Genomic DNA, 18,321 nt, shown 5'->3' with positions numbered 1-18,321 from the left:
TGCTCAGCGGCGCCGCGCGACGGCGTCGAGCGTTTCGCGGATGGCGGTGATCACGTCGTCGGCCGAGGGCAGGGCCGCGGTCTCCAGGGACTTCGCGTAGGGCAACGGGACTTCGGCCATGGCGACCCGGCGGACCGGGGCGTCGAGCCAGTCGAAGGCGCCGTCGCTGATGGTCGCGGCAATCTCGGCGCCGATTCCATACGTGAGCCAGTCGTCCTCGAGTACGACCGCACAGTTCGTCTTCTGCACCGACGCGATGACCGTCTGCCTGTCCAGCGGGCGGAGGCTGCGCAGGTCGACGACCTCGATGTCGATCCCCTCGCCGGCGAGGCGCTCGGCGACCTGGAGGGCGACGGCGGCCATCCGCGAGTAGGCGACGACGGTGATGTCGGCGCCTTCGCGGGTGACGGCCGCCTTGCCGATCTCTGCGGCCTGGATGGCATCGGGGACTTCGCCGGTGGTGTTGTAGAGGGCGAGATTCTCGAGTACCAGCACGGGGTCGTCGTCGCGGATCGCGGCGAGCATGAGCGCCTTCGCATCGGCCGGACTGGACGGTGCGACGACCTTCATCCCGGGAACGAACGAGTAGTAGAGCTCGATGTTCTGCGAGTGGGTGGCGCCGAGCTGCTGCCCTCCGCCGCCCGGCGTGCGGATCACGATCGGGACGCGGGCCTGGCCGCCGAACATGCCGTAGATCTTCGCCGCGTGGTTGACGATCTGATCCAGGGCGAGGAGGGAGAAGTTGATCGTCATGATCTCCACGACCGGCCGCAGCCCCAGCATGGCGGCGCCGATCGCGGCCCCGGTGAAGCCTTCCTCGGCGATCGGGGTGTCACGGACCCTGTTCGGGCCGAACTCGTCGAGCATCCCAGCGGTGATCTTGTAGGAACCTTCGAACCGGCCGATTTCTTCGCCGATCAGGAACACGTCCTTGTCGCGCAGCATCTCCTCGCGCAGGGCGTCGTGCAGGGCCTGGCGGTACGTGATCACGCTCACGCCGGCACCCCCTCGATCGAGGCCGGCCGTGGAGGCGCGGGGAACAACGCCTCGCCAGGCAGGCGCCGGGAGTCGTTCGGCACGGGTGTGGCGTAGGTGTAGTCGAAGAGTGTGGACACGTCCGGATGCGGGCTCGCATCGGCGAAACTGACGGCCGCCGCGACCGCGGCCACCGCATCGGCGTCGATCTGGGCGATGAGCTCGTCCGTGAGCAGCCCCTGCCCGTGCAGTCGCACGGCGTACGCGGCGACGGGGTCCGCGGCCTTGAGGGCTTCGGCCTCCGCTCTGCTGCGATAACGCGCCGGATCGACCACCGAGTGCCCTTTGAGCCGGCCCGAGACGGTCTCCAGCAGGAACGGCTTGCCCGAGCGCGCGCCGTCCAGCGCGACCCGCGCGGCCTCGAACACGGCGGCCGGGTCGTTGCCGTCGACGCGGGCAGAGGCCATACGGTAGGCGGCCGCGCGCTTGTACAGTTCGGGCTCGGCGGAGGCCTGCTCGACCGTGGTGCCCATGCCGAGCCCGTTGTTGACGACCACGTACGCGATGGGCAGCCCCCACAGCGCGGCGATGTTCAGCGACTCGTGGAACGCGCCGATGTTCGTCGTCCCGTCGCCCATCAGGCACACCACCGCCTCGGCGCCGCCGCGGTAGCGGATCGCCAGGGCCGCGCCGGTGGCCAGCGGGACCTGGCCGCCGACGATCCCGTAGCCGCCCATGAACCGGTGGGCGACGTCGAACATGTGCATCGACCCGCCCCACCCCTTCGAGACCCCGTCCGATCGGCCGTAGAGCTCGGCCATGATGCGCTCCGGTGCGATGCCCCGCGCGAGCGCGTACCCGTGCTCGCGGTAGTTCGTGAACACGTAGTCGTCCGGCGTCATCGCGGCCATGAGCCCGGCGACGGTGGCCTCCTCGCCGAGGTTCAGATGGCAGTAGCCGCCCACCTTCGCCTCCGTGTACGCGCGGGCCGCACGCTCCTCGAACCGCCGCACCAGCACCATCTGCCGGTAGAACGCGAGCAGTTGGTCACCCGACAGGGAAGCGGGCGTCCTGCCTGCCGGGCTCTTGGGCGCGTGGGCCTTGGTAGTCGGGGGCATATGGGGGTCTCCTTCTCGCCCGGACGAACCGCACCTGCGAACCGGCCGGCGGCCTGTAATGAAACGAATCTCGGTTCATTATATGATCGTGGTGCAGGCGCTGTCGACCAAGGAGGAGAGGCCGAGATGGCTGCGAATGGGGCAGAGGGACCCGCCACGCCGCAGACGCCACGCAAGCGCGGGCGCCCGACCGACGCCGAGCGCGCACAGCGCCGCGACGACATCCTCGACGCGGCCGTCCGCCTGTTCGTCGCCGGCGGATTCGAGCAGGTCACGCTCGATGACATCGTTGCCGAGGCCCACGTGACCAAACGCACCATCTACGCCTACTTCGGGGACCGCACCGAGATCTTCCTCGCCGCCGTCGGACGCCTCCGTGAGCGAACCCTCGAACCGCCCGCGCAGGAGGACGACCTCGCCGAGCTCGCGGCCAAGATCGTCTTCGCCCTGCACTCGGATGAGGCCGTCGGCCTGCACCGACTGATGATCACCGAAGCCCACCGCTTCCCGGACCTCGCGCGCCGTTTCTATGAAGACGGACCACGGGGGTACATCGCCGCGCTCAACGGCCGCCTCGCCCAGCCCGACATCGACTGGGCCGAAGCGCTGTTCACGCTCCTGCTCGGAGAACCCCACCGGCAGCGGCTCCTCGGGTTGACTCCGGCGCCGACCCGGCCGGCGGCGGCTGCCCACGCAAGAAACGTGCTCAACAGCCTCGCGCCACGTGCGACACCGAAGCGCGGCGGCCGGCCCGGTGAGCCACCCGAAGTTGAAGGGAGCGACGAATGAGCCTCGACCTGTCGCTGTACCTGGTCACCGATTCGCGCCTGGCCGCGCGATGCGGTCACGACCTTGCGGACCTGGTGCTGGCAGCCGCGGAGAGCGGCGTGACGGCGGTTCAGGTGCGGGAAAAGGATGCCCCTTCCCGGGCGTTCCTCGACGCCGTGCTCCGCCTCGCGGAGGTGCTCCCGGAGCACGTGACGTTGATCGTGAACGATCGAATCGACGTGTTCCTCGCGGCCCGGTCCACGGGAGCACGAGTGTCCGGCGTACACGTCGGGCAGTTGGATCTGCCCGTCGTGGCGGTGCGCGGCATGATCGGGGCGGACGCGATCCTCGGACTCAGCGCCTCCACCGAGGAGCAACTGCGAAGTGCCGAATCCAGCCCGGCGCACGTGGACTACGTGGGCATCGGCGCGCTGCACTCGACGCCGACGAAGCCGGACGCACCCCCGCCGCTCGGCCACGGTGGTTTCGCACGGCTGGCGGCGGCAACCAGCCTGCCGGCCGTCGCGATCGGCGGGGTGAAGCATGCGGACCTGCCGCAGTTGCGCGCCGCGGGTGCGGCCGGCGCCGCGATCGTCTCGGCGATCTGCGCGGCCGCGGACCCCGGCGCGGTCACCCACGAACTGCGGACGACGTGGGAAGCCGGTGCTTCAGTCGGCACGCAGTTCTGACGGGTTGGTGCTCGATCGCTGCAACAGCAGGCTTGCCCCGATCACCGTCAGGACGACCAGGAGCGCCGCCGCGGCCAGTGCGGCGACGTCGGCCCACGGCAGCGGTACCGGAAAGACCAGGGTGACGTCGTGCCACACGGAGTGCGCGGAGCGAAACGCCGGATCGGCGCATTCCGTGGCGGTTCCGTCGCAGACGTCTCGACCCCAGCCGCCGGTCGCGGTGCCGGTGAACGAGCGCATGGCGAGCATTCCGGCCAGGCTGGCCAGGGCGATGCCCGGCAGCGTCGGGATGAGGACGTGCCAGCACTGGGCACGGGCGAGCACCGCGCGCGGGGTGCCGGCCGCTACGAGCGCGGCGAGGGTACGGCGCCGGGCGACGCCCGACTCGACCAGCACGACCAGGAGCGCGAAGGCGGCGAGCCCGAGCAGGCCGAGCAGGACCCCGTTGACGAGCTCGAAGACACCCGAACGGAAGGCGGCGGTGCCAGCGGGATCCCAAGCGGTCCCGCCGTAGCGCAGCGCCGTCTCCCGCGATGCGGCGCCCCGGACGGCGGCGTCGGTGACCAGCCAGGCGTGCAGCATCATCGCGGCGCCCCCGAACGTCATCACCACCTGTATGACGACGTACGTACGGGTGACGTCGTACGGGTCAGCGAGGATCCGGCGGGCGGCAATGAGCGCGCTCGGGCGTTTGGTCAGACGCAGCAGCAGGCGCGCGGCAACGTGCCCGATCCATGCCGTGCCAAGCATCAGCCCGAGCACGAGCAGTACGGTGCAGATCAGTATCGCGCCCATCCGGACCCAGGTCTCGCCGGTTCCGAGCCGGCCCCGCTGGACGAACTCCGTGCGGGACGCCGCCTCCAGCGCGGTGAAGCCGAGGAGGCCCACCAGGCCGAGCAGCCCGGGCCACGCCCGTACCCGCCGATGTTGCGATGCGCGGACCAGCCCGAACGGTGTGATCGCCACGCGACGCAACAGCCCGATGGTGAGCGCTGTCGCCAGCAGCGGAACGCCGATCGCGATGCCGGCGATTGCCGAGGTGGCCGGCAGGACGTCGGTGGGCAGCCCCCGGGTGCCGTCCGGGCCGGGGTCGTCCAGCAGCACGCGACCGGTGAGGAAGGCGACGGTGCCCAGAAGTGCGCCGGCCGAGGCGGCCACGCCGGTCTCGGCCGCGGCCACCCAGACCACCTGCGCGGGAGAGGCGCCGGCCAGCCGGAAGGCCGCCAGTCGCCGGTCACGTGCGGGTGCACCCAGCCGGGCGCACTGCCCGACGAAGAACAGCGCCGGCACGGTGAACAGGATCATCGCGAACGCCAGGTTCGACAGCAGGGTGTCCGCGCTGAACATCCGGCTGTGGTACCGGCCGGAGTCCGGCTGCACGGCCAGCACGGTGGCGGCACACAGCAGTATCAGCACCGCCGTCGCAGCGCCGAATGCGGTGATCGCCACGCGGGCGCGGTCGGCGCGGGTTCCGGCGAAGGCCAACCGGAGCATGCCGCCCGGTCTCACCGGACCTCCTCGACGGTGATCCGGCCACCGAACTCCACCTGACCATCGCGCATGGTGATCTCCCGATCGGCGTACGCGGCCACCTGGGCATCGTGCGTCACGAGCAGCACGGCGGTGCCCTGCTCGCGGGCCAGCCGGACCAGTCCGGCAAGGACCTGCTCGCCGGCGAGGCTGTCCAGCGCCCCGGTCGGCTCGTCGGCGAACAACACGTCCGGCTCGGTCACCAGCGCGCGGGCAAGCGCGACCCGCTGCTGCTGCCCACCCGACATCTCACCCGGGCGCTTGTCGGACAGCTCGCCGATGCCGAGCTGCTCCAGCCGCCGCCGGGCGATCGCGGCCGCATCCCGGTAGCGCCTACCGCCCAGTTGCAGCGGCAGGGCGACGTTCTCGATCGCGGTCAGCTCCGCCACCACCTGGCCGAACTGGAACAGCACGCCGAAGGCCGTCCGGCGCAGCCGCGAGCGGGCCTGCTCGCTCTCCGCCGCCAGGTTCCGGCCCTGGAACCACACCTCCCCCTGGTCCGGGCGAAGAATCCCGGACAGGCAGTGCAGCAGCGTGGACTTGCCGCAGCCGCTCGCCCCGGTCACGGCGACGATCTCGCCCCGGCCCAGGGACAACGAAACATCCCGGAGCGCGACGGTCTGCCCGTACGCCATGCCGATGTGCCGCGCGTCGATCGAGGTCACCGCCTGGCCGGTCACGCCATCACCTCCGCGCGCAACGCCGTGACCCGATCGAGCGTGGTCGCCATCCACCGCAGGTCGGCGTCCAGATGGTTGAGCAGGTAGTCGGCCGCGGCCAGTTCGGACGCCGACGCACCGGCGGCCGTCTTGACCTTCGTCAACCTACGCATCTCGGCCAGGTGACTGGCCCGCTGGGCGGCCAGCAACGATCGCGCGGCCATCTCGTCAGGCGTGGCCAGCAGGGCGATGACGACCTTGATGAACAGCTCGGCGGAGATCTGCGGGTTGGCCGGCACCACCTGGCGGAGCCAGATGTCCAGTTCGGATCGGCCGTGATCGGTGAGTTGAAAGGCGACCCGGTCCGGACCACCCACGCGCTGATGGGCGGCCTCGGCGATGCTGCCGTCGCGCTGCATCCGCTCGAGCGTCTTGTACATCTGTCCGAACGCGAGAGGCCGGACACCCGGGAGCCTGCGGTCGTACTCCCGCTTGAGCTCGTAACCGTGCCGGGCGCCCTGAGACGCAAGGAGCCCCAGGAGCGCGTGCGAGGTTGACATGACGGTAACTATTCTCAGGGGGAATAGCCGGTGTCAAGACCGACCGGGCATGCCGGAGCCATCCTCGGGCACAGAAGCCGAACGAGAAGGGGGTTGATCCCATGAGCGACACCCAGCGCGTTTCCGTCGTCACCGGCGGGTCCCGGGGAATGGGGGCGCCTGCGCCGCGCGGCTCGGGCGCGGCGGGCAGGCCGTCGTCGTCAACTACGCGTCCAACACATCCGAGGCCGAGAAGGCCGTCGCCGAGATCCGCGAGGCCGGGGGTGCCGCGGTCGCCGTGCCGGGCGACGTGGCCGACGAGGTGGCCATGGCGGCCGTGTTCGACCGGGCCGAGGCCGAGTTCGGCGGGGTGGACGTGCACCAGAAGGAGACGACGTCGCAGCTGACCGCCATCGGCGACGGCCCCGTCTACTGCACGATCCAATCCCTGTGGCTCGCCGCCGGCAGCGACGCCGTCGTCCCGGTCGCCTGCTTCACCAACGCGGGCGTCCCGGAGAAGAGCGACTTCAGCATCACGTTCGCCTCCAGCGTCTGACCCCGCACGACAGCGCCGCGGGCCGCGCGAGGTCCGCGGCGCTGGCAAATATTGAGAGCTACCGCGATGTCCGCCGTGGTCCGGACCGTAACTCCCGTGGCCTCACCCTCCGCCTGTGGTCGCGGTCCCCCTAGCGGGCCGCACCCGGCCCCGAAAGCGCCGGACTCAGCAGCTCCAAGGCCTCGCGGGTCATCGTCTCGACCACCTCGGCAGCGGGCAGGATCGACGTCACCAGGCCCACGCCCTGGCCGGCCAGCAGCGCCATCTCCTCCAGGTCGCCGGTGGTGGCCTCGCGCATCGGCACGATGTTGGAGAAGCGGTGCATCGGCACCCGCCAGCCGCCGAGCACGGTCTCGCCGACGACCGGCAGCGGGGAGTCCGGGATGTCGGCCTCGCGCCCGGCCCATTCCCGCACGACCCGGTTGCGCAGCACGCGCATCGGGTTGAACTGCGGCGTGTCCGGGCCGAAGAGCGACGTGCTGACCGTGTCCTCGGCGCCCGCCGCGACGAGGCGGTCCTTGTACCCCTGATGCGCCGCCGACTCGGCCGTTGCCACGAACCGGGTGCCGACCCAGACCCCGTCCGCGCCGAGCATCAGCGCGGCGGCCATGCCGCGGCCGTCGGCGATGCCGCCCGAGGCGAGCACGAGGGCCGGGGCGACCGCGTCGGCGACCAGCGGTACCAGGGCAGACAACGGAAGGGTCGAGGCGTTGTGGCCGCCGGCTTCCAGCCCCTGCGCCACCACGACGTCGACGCCGTCCTCGACCGCGCGGCGGGCCGCCTCGACGGAGTCCACCTGCTCGAAGACCTTGACGCCGGCCGAGTGCAGGCGCTCGATCCAGGCCCGCGGCGGGTGGCCCCAGTGGAACGAGGCGACCTCGACGCCGGCACCGCACACCGCGTCGATCTGCTCGTCGGTGGCGAAGATGGTGATGAAGTTGACGTTGAACGGCCGATCGGTGCCCGCGCGGACCGCGGCGATGGTCGCGGTGAGCGCGGGCGCTGGCATCAGCCCGACGCCGAGCGAGCCCAGGGCGCCGGCGTTGCTGACGGCGACGGCCAGGTCGGGGGTCATGCCGACGAACGCCATGCCGGCCTGGGCGATCGGCGTGGACAGGCCGAACGCGTCGGTGAAACGGGTCCTCATGCACCTCACGGTGTCGGAAGCCCGATGAAACCATGTTGCCCGTAGCGCACCCGGACGTTGCATTGCGCGCAAGGACGCGAAGCCGACAGAGGGGGTGGGCCGTGCACTGGTCGACGGGCGAGGCCGCGCCCGGGGAGCAGTTCGCGTACTGGCGGGAGCTGATCTGCGCCGCCTTCCTCGCGCTGACGCCGGAGTCGGACCTGCGCGGCGGCTTCGCCGGCGACGTGACCCAGTGGCCGCTCGGCGCGCTGCACCTGGCCCGGATCACCTCCCAGCGGCAGACCGTGCGCCGCACCCGGGCCGACATCGAGCGCTCCCCGGCGCGCGGCTACTACGCCAACCTGCAGGTGCGCGGCACCAGCCTGATGGCGCAGGGCGACCGGGTGACCCTGCTGCACCCGGGCGAGCTCGGCGTGGTCGGCACCGACGCGCCTTTCCGGTTCGAGTTCGGCGGGGACTTCCAGCAGCTGTCCTTCTTCGTGCCGGCGGACCTGCTGCCGGAGCCGGTGCCGACCGCCTCGGCGCTGGACACGCGGGCCGGGGTCGGGGCGGCGGTGCGCCTGGCGCTGGAGTCGGTGCCCACGGCCCGGCGTCCCGAGCGGCTCGCCTTCCACGCGGCGGGCATGCTGGGCGTGGCATTGGACCCGACGATCCTGGATCCAGTACGGGCACCAAGGACCCATCGGGCAGCACTGGAAGACATCGAAGGCCATCTCGCCGACGACGACCTGACGCCCGCGGCCACAGCGAGGAGGCTCGGCGTGTCCGTGCGCTTCCTGCACGGCCTCTTCGCCGGCCGCCCGGAGTCGTACGCGACCACCGTGCGCCGCCTGCGGCTGGCCAAGGCGGAGCGGGACCTGCGCGACCCGGCGCTGTCCCACCTGCGGGTCATCGACGTCGCGACCGACGCCGGGTTCGTGAACGTGGCGAGCTTCCATCGCGCGTTCCGGCGGGCGTTCGGCCGCACTCCGAACGAGGTGCGAAACCTCAACATATCCGCAAGAACACAAACACATCCGTAGACGTCTATAAAGAGCGCGGCCACGCTGTGTTCATGCACAAACCCGAAGGTATGCCCCATGAATAGGCTCAGCCGCCGCACGTTCGTCCTCGGTGGACTCGCCGCCACCGGGGCCGTGGCAGCCCCCTTGACCAGCGCCTCCGCCGCCGTACCGTTCCCGTTCCAGCTCGGCGTGGCCTCGGGCGAGCCCGACGCCGGCAGCGTCGTGCTGTGGACCCGCCTCGCCCCCTCGCCGCTCAACGCCGACGGCCAGGGCGGCATGGCCAATGCCGACGTCGCCGTCGACTGGCAGGTCTCGACCACCAGCACCTTCGCCACGCTCGTCACCTCCGGCACGGTCACCGCCCGCTACGCCGAGGCCCACTCGGTGCACGTGGTGGCCGGCGGGCTGCAGCCGGACGCGGAGTACTACTACCGCTTCCGCGCGCAGGGCCACATCTCGCCGGTCGGGCGCACCCGCACCGCCCCGGCGCTGGGCACCCTGGGCCGCGACTTCACCATGGCCTTCGCCTCGTGCGCGCACTACGAGTCGGGCTACTACAACGCGTACCGCAGCATGGCCAACGACGCGCCGGACCTGATCCTGCACCTCGGCGACTACATCTACGAGGGCGGCGCGACCTCCGGTGCGCTGCGCCAGCACGCCGGCGCCTCGGAGATCGTCTCGCTGGCCGACTACCGGCGGCGCTACGCGCAGTACAAGTCGGACCCGGACCTGCAGGCGGCGCACCAGATCGCGCCGTGGCTGGTCGTCCCGGACGACCACGAGGTCGAGAACAACTACGCCAACATGACGCGGGCCGACAGCAGCCCGGCGCTGACCACCGCCCAGTGGACGGCCCGGCGCACCGCGGCCTACCAGGCGTACTACGAGAACATGCCGCTGCGCCCGGAGAACAAGCCCAGCGGCAACAGCATCCCGCTGTACCGCCGGGTCCGCTGGGGCGGTCTGGCCACCTTCCACATGCTCGACACCCGCCAGTTCCGCAACGACCAGGCCTGCGGCGACGGCTGGAAGGTGTGCGCGGACGCCGATCTGGCCAGCCGCAGCCTGCCGGGCACCGCGCAGGAGGCCTGGCTGCTCGACGGACTGGGCCAGCACCTGGCCAACTGGGACATCATCGGCCAGCAGGTCTTCTTCGCCCGCCAGTTCGACGCCTCCGGCGCCGGCAACATGGACGCCTGGGACGGCTACCGGGCCTCGCGCTCGCGCATCCAGCAGGGCTGGGTCGACCGCAGCGTGCGCAACCCGCTGGTGCTCACCGGCGACGTGCACGCCTCGTGGGGCAACGACCTCAAGGCCGACTACGCCAACACCGGCTCGGCCGTCATCGGCAGCGAGCTGGTCTGCACCTCGATCACCTCGGGCGGCAACGGCTCCGCGGCCACGGCGATCCCCAACGGGGCGACCAACCCGCACATCAAATTCTACTCCAACCGCCGCGGCTACGTGCGCACCCGCATCACGCAGGCGCAGGTCACCGCGGACTTCCGCGGCGTGAGCTCGGTGACCGAGCACGGCGTCGCCGCCACCACCCTGAAGTCGTTCGCCATCCTCGACGGCCGGCCCGGCCTCCAGGCGCTGTAGGAGTAGACCGAGTGCCAGCCATCACCTCCGCCGCGCTCGCCGCGGCGCTCGCCGCCACGTCCATGACGTGGACCACCGCCAACAGCGTGGCGACCGGGGACCAGGACACGGCGTCCATCGCCACCAACCGCAACGGGCAGGTCGCCGTCGTGTGGGAGGACGACCGGGACACCACCGACCCCGACAACAACAGCCACTCGGACGTGTGGGTGCGCCTGTTCACCAACGGCACCGCCAAGTACGAGCTGAAGCTGTCGGCCGGCGGGACCAGCGGTACCAACTGGAGGCACCTCAGCCCCGACGTCGGGCTCGACGACAAGGGTAACGCCGTCGTGGTGTGGGCCGAGGACCCCGACGGCAACGGGTACTTCAACGTCGTCTACCGGGTGATCTCCCCGGCGGGCACGGTCACCGCGTCCGGGCGGGTCAACGCCAACGCCGACGGCGACCAGATCCTGCCGAAGGTCGCGGTCGACCCGGACGGCGCCCCGAACGGCGGCGCGGTCGCGTTCACCGTCGTCTGGGAGGACGTCCAGAACACCGTGTACACGGTGAAGGCGGCGGGGTACACCGGCCCGACCACCAAGGCCTACGAGGTCTTCGCGTCGCAGCAGACCGGCCAGCACCACCGGCCGGACGTGGCGGTCTCCGCCTCCGGCGACGCGCTGGTGGTGTGGGACGAGGACGCCGACGCCAACGGCTACTACAACATCGGGCTGGTCGGCCTGGCCAAGGCCAACGGCGCGGTCAACCTGTCCCGGCGTACCGCGAACAGCCTCGGCGGCGGCCAGCAGCGCCACGCCGCGATCGCCGCCGACTTCACCGGCGACTTCACGGTGGCCTGGGAGTCCGACCACACCGGGACCGCCGGCGTGTGGACCCGCTCCTTCGGCCCCGGCGCGGTCGCGAAGGGCACCGAGGTGCTCGTGGCCGACGGCGGCGTCAACCCGGCGATCGGCATCGACGGGCAGACCAACGCCGTCGTCGCCTGGTCGGTCGGCGGCACCAACCCCGACGTGTGGGCGGCCGGCTTCAACGCCGACGGCACCACCGCCGGGCGCCTGCCCGCGCAGGTGCTGAGCCAGACGGCCACCGGCCGCCAGGAGCAGATCGGCGTGGCGGTGTCCAACTGGGGCGAGGTCGCGGTGGCCTACACCGACGACAACGACGGCAACGGGTTCGACCAGGTGATCCTCGGTACGGGGGCCACCAACTCGGACTGGTAGGTCCTCCCGGACCGCACACGGCGCCGACGGGGCCCGCACGCAGCCAGCGGCGGGCCCCGTCCGCACGGCATTCCGTGCGCTATCGTTGCTCCGTCAAACTTCTGCGAAGTAGCAGATATCGGTTGAAGGAGCGCGCGTGATCCAGATCGACGTCTGGTCGGACATCGTCTGCCCGTGGTGCTACATCGGCAAGCGGCGCCTGGAGCGTGCGCTCGAGGGGTTCGACGGCGAGGTCAGCGTGCAGTGGCACAGCTTCCAGCTCGACCCGTCGACCCCGGTCGGCGACCCACGGCCCGTCGGCGAGTCCCTCGCCGCCCGCCACGGCCTGTCCGCGGCGCAGGTCCAGGGCATGTTCGCCCGGGTGACCGGGATCGCGGCCGAGGAGGGCCTCTCCTACGACTTCTCGCGGGCCCGCACCGCCAACACGCTCGACGCCCACCGGCTGCTGCACTTCGCCAAGGCCCACGGCCGGCAGGGCGAGCTCAAGGAGCGGCTGATGCACGCGTACTTCACCGAGGGCGCCGACGTGGCCGACCACGCGACGCTGGCCGAACTGGCCGCGGCGGCCGGCCTGGACGAGGTGGCGGCGAAGCAGGCGCTCGCCGAAGGCTCCCACGCCGAGGACGTCGAGGCCGACATCGCGCTCGCCCGGGCGTACGGGATCAGCGGCGTGCCCTTCTTCGTCTTCAACGAGCGGCTCGGCGTGTCCGGCGCCCAGCCGCTGGAGGTGTTCCAGCAGGCGCTGCGCCAGTCGTCGCTGACGGTGCTCGGCTCGCCCTCCGCGGACGCCTGCACCGACGACTCCTGCGCGATCTGACGCACGTGCATGTGCGGCGCGCAATAGTAAGCCGTGCAGACGCACAGTCAAGTGGAGCGCCCGGCGGCGTGAACATGAGTGACTACTTTCGGGCAGGCAGGGATCCGGGCCGCGGTTCTACAGTGCACTCATGACCGCTGACGTGCTGCACAGCTACCGGATGCAGGTCGCCCGAGGGGTGCGCCGGCTGGATGCGGACGACACCGAGCAGGTGGCTCGGCTGCTGGAGCAGGACGGTCACCCCCAGGGAGAGTCGAACCTCGCGGGACGCCTGCACCGCTGGTGCGAGCACCCCGACGGGGCCGCGTTCGTGTGGGACGAGCGCGGCCGGCTGCTCGGGGTGATCGCGGCACACATCATCCCGTCGTTCGAGACCGACGGGGCGTGGCTGCGCATCGTGGCCCTGGCCGTGGCCGAGTCGGCCCGCGGGCGGGGGATCGGGACGAGCCTGGTGGCGGCGGCGGAGACCTTCGGGCTCATGCGGGGGTGCTCGAGCGTCGAGGCGACCGCGCTGCGCACGCGGGAGGGGGCGCAGGCCTTCTACCGGGCGCTGGGCTACCAGGACCGCACCGACGCGGCCGGCCGTTTCCTGCGCCAGCTCCCCTGATCTTCATTTTTTGCCGGGGCCGCACGTCGGCCCCACAGTTTTTCCTGTACCGCGCCGACCTGCGCTTTTGGGCCACCCCCAGCGTGTCCGATTTGTGAGTTCAGGCGCCGCGAGCAAAAAGTGAGCGGGCGTTCAGGCGCCCAACCGGGCACCCAGAGCGGTCGCCAGCTTCACCAGGCCGCCCTCGGCGCCGGGCGGCAGGTCTCCCCCGCCGAGGTTGACCACCGAAAGCACGACGATCAGGTTGCTCACCCGCATGCTGATCACCTGGGGCGCGCCGATCGCCTGGGTGCGCTGCCGGATCGCCTGCTCGCCGACGCCGTCGAGCTTCTCCCCGCCACTGCCGGCGACGACGTCGAGGTAGCGCCCGGCCAGTTCCGGCCCGCCCACCCGGGCCTGCTTCCTCACGAGGGTGTACCCCACGTTGACCTGCACCTGACCGTCCGACGCCGTGCAGTTGTCCCCGTCGGCCTCGACCTTCGCGGTGGTCACGACCGGGGCGAACATCTCCGGGGTGAGCACGGAGCAGCCCGGCACCGCACCGAAGCGGCCCGGCTCGGCGAAGGCGCCGAGGGAGTAGGCCATGCCGAGGCCCGTCGCCGCCACCGCCGCCACGACGGCCGCCGAGATCAGGACAATTCGCCAGATCCGCTGCATCACCGCAGTCTATGAGGTTCTGTCGTACCCCCGTGGAAGCATGTCCCCCGCGAGAGAACTTTGCTCGGCCTGAAGTCCGCCTTAAGCCCGTGGCCAGGCAACGTAGGCCGCTGGTATCACCGAGGGCAGTGGAACCACATGCACCGTACGCAGAGTCGACGATGACCGTCCCGAGACAGCGCACCGCCGGCCGCCTCGCCGCCCCCGCGGCGCGACCCGTCGAGCACAACACCGCCGGACGGTTCCTGCTGCGCGCCCTCTTCTGGGGCGGCCTGGCGCTCGCCGTGCTGCCCTGGTGGCTGGGGACGAAGGCGGGCTCGATCGACACCCAGGCCGAGCTCTTCCAGAGCGCGGGCCGGGTGACCGGCCTGATCGCGGGCTATCTGCTGCTGGTGCAGGTCGTCCTGATGAGCCGGCTGCGCTGGCTGGAGCGCTGGATCGGCGCCCGCCACCTGGGCCTGTGGCACCGCGAGCTGGGCGGCTCGGTGCTCGTCACGATCCTGGCCCACGCCGCGCTGATCACCGTCGGCTACGCCCACGCCGACCGGGTCGGGCTCACCTCCGAGCTGGGCACGCTGCTGACCGAGTATCCGGACATGATCACGGCGTTCATCGCCGCCGGCATGCTGGTCTGCATCGGCCTGCTGAGCATCCGGGCGCTGCGCCGGGCCCTGCCCTATGAGATGTGGTACTTCCTGCACCTCACGGCCTACGTGACCCTGCTGCTCGGCTTCGCGCACCAGTTCTCCAACGGCCAGGAGCTGTTCCGCCCCGGCCTCGGCCGCACCGTGTGGATCGGCTTCTACGTGGTGATGATCGCCGCCGTGGTGCTCGGCCGCATCGTCGGCCCGCTGACGCTGAACCTGCGCCACCGCCTGCGCGTCGCCGACGTGGTGCCCGAGTCCCCCGACATGGTCTCGATCTACATCACCGGCCGCCGGCTCGACGACCTCGACGCCCGGGCCGGCCAGTTCTTCCGCTGGCGCTTCCTGGCCCGCGGCCTGTGGTGGCAGGCCCACCCGTTCTCGCTCTCCGCCGCCCCGAACGGCCGCTGGCTGCGCCTCACGGTGAAGACGGTCGGCGACCACACCCAGCGCATGCGCGCGATGCAGCCGGGCACCCACATCTTCGTCGAGGGCCCGTGGGGCGACTTCACCGCGAGCCGCCGCGTGAAGCAGCGCGCCCTGCTCATCGCCGCCGGCTCCGGCATCGCCCCGATCCGCGCCCTGCTGGAGGAGCTGCCCCCGGGCGCCGTCGTCATCTACCGCGCCAGCGCCGTGCACGACCTGCACCTGCGCCACGAGCTGGAGGAGCTCGCCCAGCTGCGCCACGCCCAGCTGTGGTTCGTGGTGGGCGACCGCCGCGACCCGGGCCCGCGCCGCCTCTTCACCGCGGCGGGCATGAGCGACCTGGTCCCGGACATCACGGACCGCGACGTGTACCTGTGCGGCCCCGACGGCCTGGTCGAGCAGTCCCTGCAGGTCCTGCGTCGGCTGCGGGTACCGCGCCGCCAGGTCCACCTGGACCCCTTCGAGCTCTGACATGCCGCAGCCCCTCGCCCCCGGCGCCCTTGCCCTCGCGCCCCTCCCCCGCCTCGCCGGGGCTCCTCTCCCGCAGCTCGCCGGGACGCCGCGCCCGCGTCTCGCCGGGGCGCCGCGCCCGCTCGAAGCGCACTCGCTCGGAGCGGCCCTCGCGGTCGGACGGCGCCTTGATTGCGGGGCACGGCTGGCGTTTCGGGAGCGCTTCGCCGTCGGAGGGCTGCTCTCGCACGGAGCGCACCGCTCGCTCGGGGCCCAACGCCCGCTCGAAGGGCACCTTGCGGTCGGAGGGCGCCTTGATTGCGGGGCACGTCCGGCGTTTCGGGAGCGCTTCGCCGTCGGAGGGCTGCTCTCGCACGGAGCGCGTGGGCGCGGCCTCGTGACCCGGGTGTCCTCGGCGAGCGACGGCGCCCGCTCGAAGCTCGTCGTGCGCCCCGCCGGCACGGCGGTCCGGGACGGGGTACCCGCATCATCGATCACCCTCCCGCGCGGCGCGGGCGAGGACAGAGGAGTTGGTACGGCGTGCGACGCGCTCTGATGGCCCTGATGGGCACCGCGGCGGGCACGGTCCTGCTCGTCGGCGCCAAGGCGGGCTTCAGCAGCCCGTCCAGCGACCAGGCGATGCAACCGCAGTCCGCGAACAGCCCGGCGCCCGGCGCCTCGTCCTCGGCGGCGGATGCGCTGCCGCCGGGCGCGGGGGCCGGTGCGAGCCCACCGCCCGGCACGACGCCGGCCCCGGGCACGACGAAGACCACCGCGGCGACGCAGCCGGCCGGCACGAAGACAACGGCCCCGGCCGGCCGACCGGCGACGACCACACCGACGCGGCGCAGCACGCTGAAGGACGGGACGTTCAACGGGAACCCGATCTACGTCGAGTACGGCAACGTCGAACTCTCGATCGTCGTGTCCGGCGGGAAGATCACCGACGTCAAGGTCCTCGACTCGCCGAGCGACCACTCGCGGTCGGTGCAGATCAACAACAGCGCCCTGCCGAAGCTGCGGGCCGAGGCCCTGGCCGCCCAGAGCGCGACCATCGACACGGTGTCGGGCGCCACGGCGACCAGCTCGGGGTACCGCGCCTCCCTCCAGTCCGCCATCGACCGCGCCTACCAGGCCTGACCCCGCCGCCGCCCATGCCCGCGCCCCACGTCGACGCCCGCCCCCTCGACCACCCCCGCACCGCAGGGGCCTGCAGCGAGTGGCGGGCCGCCCACACCGCGAGCCGGCGCCCCGTGCTCGACGTCGCATCCACCGGCCCTCTTCCCGGTGTCGAGAGCCTCGCCGCCACGGTCGACAGCGTGGCCTTGGTTGCCGGGGACGGGCCGGTCGCTGGCGGGATCGGGCTGCTCGCGGGGCTGATCTCGGTCGGCGGCCTCGCGGTCGACACGCGGCGGATCTGGTTCGCCGGGCGGCTGGACCAAAACAGCAGAGGTGACCAGGGCGGCGAGCCCGGCCAAGACGGTCGGCCCAGCCAGGACGGCCAGCGCGGCCAAGACCGTCAGCGCGGCCAAGACGGCCAGGACGCTCAGCGCGGCCACGACCCTCAGCGCGGCCAAGACCGTCAGCGCGGCCAAGACGGCCAGGACGCTCAGCGCGGCCACGACCCTCAGCGCGGCCAAGACCGTCAGCGCGGCCAAGACGGCCAGGACGCTCAGCGCGGCCAGAATCGCCGCGGCGGTCGGGGTGGCTGGAACGGCAAGGGGTGCAGGTGCGGGAGCGACAGGCCATGACCGGGCACAGCCTCGTGCGGGTCGAGCACGTCATGGGCATGCCGATCAGCCTCGACCTCGACGACGACCTGCCGATCGACGAGCTCGAGCGGCTCGCCGACGGAGTGTTCGACTGGCTGCGGCTGGTGGACGGAATCTTCAGCACGTACAAGCCGGACAGCGAGATCAGCCGGCTCGGGCGCGGGGAGCTGCGCCGCGAGGACTGCTCGCCGGTCGTGGGCGAGGTCCTCGACCGGTGCGCGGAGCTCTGGGACGAGACCGGCGGATACTTCGACATCAACGCCGGCGGGCGGCTCGACCCCTCCGGGTACGTCAAGGGGTGGGCGGTCCAGCGGGCCTGCGACCAGCTGCTCGAGCAGGGCGCCCGCAACCACTGCCTCAACGCCGGCGGGGACGTCTTCGTGCGCGGAGGGCCGCGCGGGCGGCAGCACTGGCGGGTCGGCGTGCGGCACCCGTGGGAGGCGCTGGCGGTGGCCTGGGTGCTGGAGGTGAGCGACGCGGCGGTGGCGACCTCCGGCACGTACGAGCGCGGGCTCCACGTCCTGAACCCCTACACCGGCGCGCCGGCCACGCAGCTGCGCTCGGTCACCGTGGTCGGGCCGGAGCTGGGCACTGCGGACGCGTACGCGACGGCGGCGCTCGCCATGGGCCTCGCCGGCATCGACTGGCTCGCCACCCTGCGGGGCCACGAGAGCGCGGTGGTGACCGAGGACGGCCGTGCGCTGCGTTCGGAGGGACTGCCGGTCGTGCCGCCGAATTCAGGCGGTGGCGAGGGCTAGGTATTCGACGAGGTGCTCGTGCGTCGGCGCGCTCTCGTCCGGCCGGAACCGCAGGTAGCGCAGCCGCTTGCCCGTCCCCTCGAGCAGCCCGTGCGGGTCGGGCAGGTCCGCCCCGTGCTCGAACCCGACCGAGACCGAGTCGGTGCCGGGGAACACCGCCGCGATGTACCCCCGCTCCGGGTGGTGAAAGCCGAGCCCGTGCCATCCGCGGTACACCCGCTCGGTCAATTCCGGCCGGGCGCTGAGAATCACCTCGCGCAGATGCCGGGTCAGCGCGCCGATGCTGGCGCAGTGATCTTCCAGTAGCTCCTCGAACCCCGCTGGGGTGGTAACACCCGTCATGGGCACAGCTCACCACACGGGTACGACAATTT

19 protein-coding genes and 1 pseudogene are annotated in these 18,321 nt (G+C 71.9%); 11 read left to right on the top strand and 9 right to left on the bottom strand.

The window, feature by feature from the left end:
• Positions 1-3 precede the first annotated feature (3 nt).
• Both ABD352_RS16640 and pdhA read right to left on the bottom strand, forming a co-directional pair.
• Positions 4-996, bottom strand: a complete 993-nt coding sequence (locus ABD352_RS16640; RefSeq protein ID WP_344613269.1) for an alpha-ketoacid dehydrogenase subunit beta — start codon at positions 994-996, stop codon at positions 4-6.
• The gene (gene pdhA, locus ABD352_RS16635) at positions 993-2,093 is read right to left on the bottom strand and encodes a pyruvate dehydrogenase (acetyl-transferring) E1 component subunit alpha (RefSeq protein WP_344613268.1); all 1,101 of its coding nucleotides are present in this window, start codon (positions 2,091-2,093) and stop codon (positions 993-995) included. Before pdhA ends, ABD352_RS16640 begins: the two co-directional genes overlap by 4 nt.
• Here pdhA and ABD352_RS16630 point away from each other — a divergent pair, their 5' ends adjacent.
• Positions 2,094-2,882, top strand: coding sequence for a TetR/AcrR family transcriptional regulator (locus ABD352_RS16630; RefSeq protein WP_344613267.1), 789 nt, complete (start codon positions 2,094-2,096; stop codon positions 2,880-2,882).
• A complete protein-coding gene (gene thiE, locus ABD352_RS16625) occupies positions 2,879-3,550 on the top strand; it encodes a thiamine phosphate synthase (protein WP_344613266.1) in 672 nt (223 codons plus the stop codon). The genes ABD352_RS16630 and thiE overlap by 4 nt, the downstream gene beginning before the upstream one ends.
• Here the strand turns inward: thiE and ABD352_RS16620 are convergent.
• Genes ABD352_RS16620 through ABD352_RS16610 form a run of 3 tightly spaced genes read right to left on the bottom strand, consistent with a single transcriptional unit; the run spans position 3,530 to position 6,299 of the window.
• Positions 3,530-5,044, bottom strand: coding sequence for an FtsX-like permease family protein (locus ABD352_RS16620; RefSeq protein ID WP_344613265.1), 1,515 nt, complete (start codon positions 5,042-5,044; stop codon positions 3,530-3,532). The two genes, thiE and ABD352_RS16620, sit on opposite strands and share 21 nt — an antisense overlap.
• Before the next feature lie 11 nt (positions 5,045-5,055).
• A complete protein-coding gene (locus ABD352_RS16615) occupies positions 5,056-5,745 on the bottom strand; it encodes an ABC transporter ATP-binding protein (protein WP_344613556.1) in 690 nt (229 codons plus the stop codon).
• An 11-nt stretch (positions 5,746-5,756) separates the two neighbouring features.
• The gene (locus tag ABD352_RS16610) at positions 5,757-6,299 is read right to left on the bottom strand and encodes a PadR family transcriptional regulator (protein ID WP_344613264.1); all 543 of its coding nucleotides are present in this window, start codon (positions 6,297-6,299) and stop codon (positions 5,757-5,759) included.
• A 211-nt stretch (positions 6,300-6,510) separates the two neighbouring features.
• On the opposite strand from ABD352_RS16610, the pseudogene ABD352_RS16605 reads away from it, so the two are divergent.
• Positions 6,511-6,834 (top strand): annotated as a pseudogene (locus ABD352_RS16605) (SDR family oxidoreductase); the annotation flags it as partial.
• Between the two features lie 130 nt (positions 6,835-6,964).
• Here the strand turns inward: ABD352_RS16605 and ABD352_RS16600 are convergent.
• Complete coding sequence (locus ABD352_RS16600; protein ID WP_344613263.1) at positions 6,965-7,981, bottom strand: NAD(P)H-dependent flavin oxidoreductase; 1,017 nt, start codon at positions 7,979-7,981, stop codon at positions 6,965-6,967.
• A 101-nt stretch (positions 7,982-8,082) separates the two neighbouring features.
• Between ABD352_RS16600 and ABD352_RS16595 the strand changes: the two genes are divergently transcribed.
• The 5 genes from ABD352_RS16595 to ABD352_RS16575 all read left to right on the top strand — a co-directional run bounded on the left by ABD352_RS16595 (position 8,083) and on the right by ABD352_RS16575 (position 13,240).
• A complete protein-coding gene (locus ABD352_RS16595) occupies positions 8,083-9,003 on the top strand; it encodes an AraC-like ligand-binding domain-containing protein (protein ID WP_344613262.1) in 921 nt (306 codons plus the stop codon).
• Positions 9,004-9,060: 57 nt separating this feature from the next.
• Positions 9,061-10,590: an alkaline phosphatase D family protein gene (locus ABD352_RS16590; RefSeq protein WP_344613261.1), complete on the top strand. Its 1,530-nt coding sequence runs from the start codon at positions 9,061-9,063 to the stop codon at positions 10,588-10,590.
• A gap of 11 nt (positions 10,591-10,601) precedes the next feature.
• A complete protein-coding gene (locus tag ABD352_RS16585) occupies positions 10,602-11,816 on the top strand; it encodes a hypothetical protein (RefSeq protein WP_344613260.1) in 1,215 nt (404 codons plus the stop codon).
• A 136-nt stretch (positions 11,817-11,952) separates the two neighbouring features.
• Positions 11,953-12,633 (top strand): DsbA family oxidoreductase, encoded by a 681-nt coding sequence (locus ABD352_RS16580; protein WP_344613259.1) that lies wholly within the window; start codon positions 11,953-11,955, stop codon positions 12,631-12,633.
• A 130-nt stretch (positions 12,634-12,763) separates the two neighbouring features.
• On the top strand, positions 12,764-13,240 hold the full coding sequence (locus ABD352_RS16575; RefSeq protein WP_344613258.1) for a GNAT family N-acetyltransferase: 477 nt from the start codon (positions 12,764-12,766) through the stop codon (positions 13,238-13,240).
• 132 nt (positions 13,241-13,372) lie between these two features.
• On the opposite strand, the gene ABD352_RS16570 is transcribed toward ABD352_RS16575, so the two are convergent.
• Entirely contained in the window at positions 13,373-13,897 is a 525-nt protein-coding gene (locus ABD352_RS16570; protein ID WP_344613257.1) for a hypothetical protein, read from the bottom strand.
• Between the two features lie 161 nt (positions 13,898-14,058).
• Between ABD352_RS16570 and ABD352_RS16565 the strand changes: the two genes are divergently transcribed.
• Positions 14,059-15,438 (top strand): ferredoxin reductase family protein, encoded by a 1,380-nt coding sequence (locus tag ABD352_RS16565; RefSeq protein ID WP_344613256.1) that lies wholly within the window; start codon positions 14,059-14,061, stop codon positions 15,436-15,438.
• A gap of 519 nt (positions 15,439-15,957) precedes the next feature.
• Positions 15,958-16,557: an FMN-binding protein gene (locus ABD352_RS16560; protein ID WP_344613255.1), complete on the top strand. Its 600-nt coding sequence runs from the start codon at positions 15,958-15,960 to the stop codon at positions 16,555-16,557.
• Here the strand turns inward: ABD352_RS16560 and ABD352_RS16555 are convergent.
• On the bottom strand, positions 16,545-17,075 hold the full coding sequence (locus ABD352_RS16555) for a hypothetical protein (protein WP_344613254.1): 531 nt from the start codon (positions 17,073-17,075) through the stop codon (positions 16,545-16,547). The genes ABD352_RS16560 and ABD352_RS16555 overlap by 13 nt on opposite strands.
• A gap of 71 nt (positions 17,076-17,146) precedes the next feature.
• Between ABD352_RS16555 and ABD352_RS16550 the strand changes: the two genes are divergently transcribed.
• Positions 17,147-17,947, top strand: a complete 801-nt coding sequence (locus tag ABD352_RS16550; RefSeq protein WP_425553556.1) for an FAD:protein FMN transferase — start codon at positions 17,147-17,149, stop codon at positions 17,945-17,947.
• Here the strand turns inward: ABD352_RS16550 and ABD352_RS16545 are convergent.
• Positions 17,927-18,289 carry a DUF1801 domain-containing protein gene (locus tag ABD352_RS16545; protein ID WP_344613253.1) on the bottom strand — a complete coding sequence of 121 codons (363 nt, stop codon included), beginning with the start codon at positions 18,287-18,289 and terminating at the stop codon, positions 17,927-17,929. The genes ABD352_RS16550 and ABD352_RS16545 overlap by 21 nt on opposite strands.
• Positions 18,290-18,321: the final 32 nt, after the last annotated feature.

Source organism: Dactylosporangium salmoneum (assembly GCF_039532525.1).
GTDB lineage: Bacteria > Actinomycetota > Actinomycetes > Mycobacteriales > Micromonosporaceae > Dactylosporangium > Dactylosporangium salmoneum.
The sequence above is the reverse complement of the archived record's forward strand: the minus strand, read 5'-3'. Positions and strand labels throughout refer to the sequence as shown.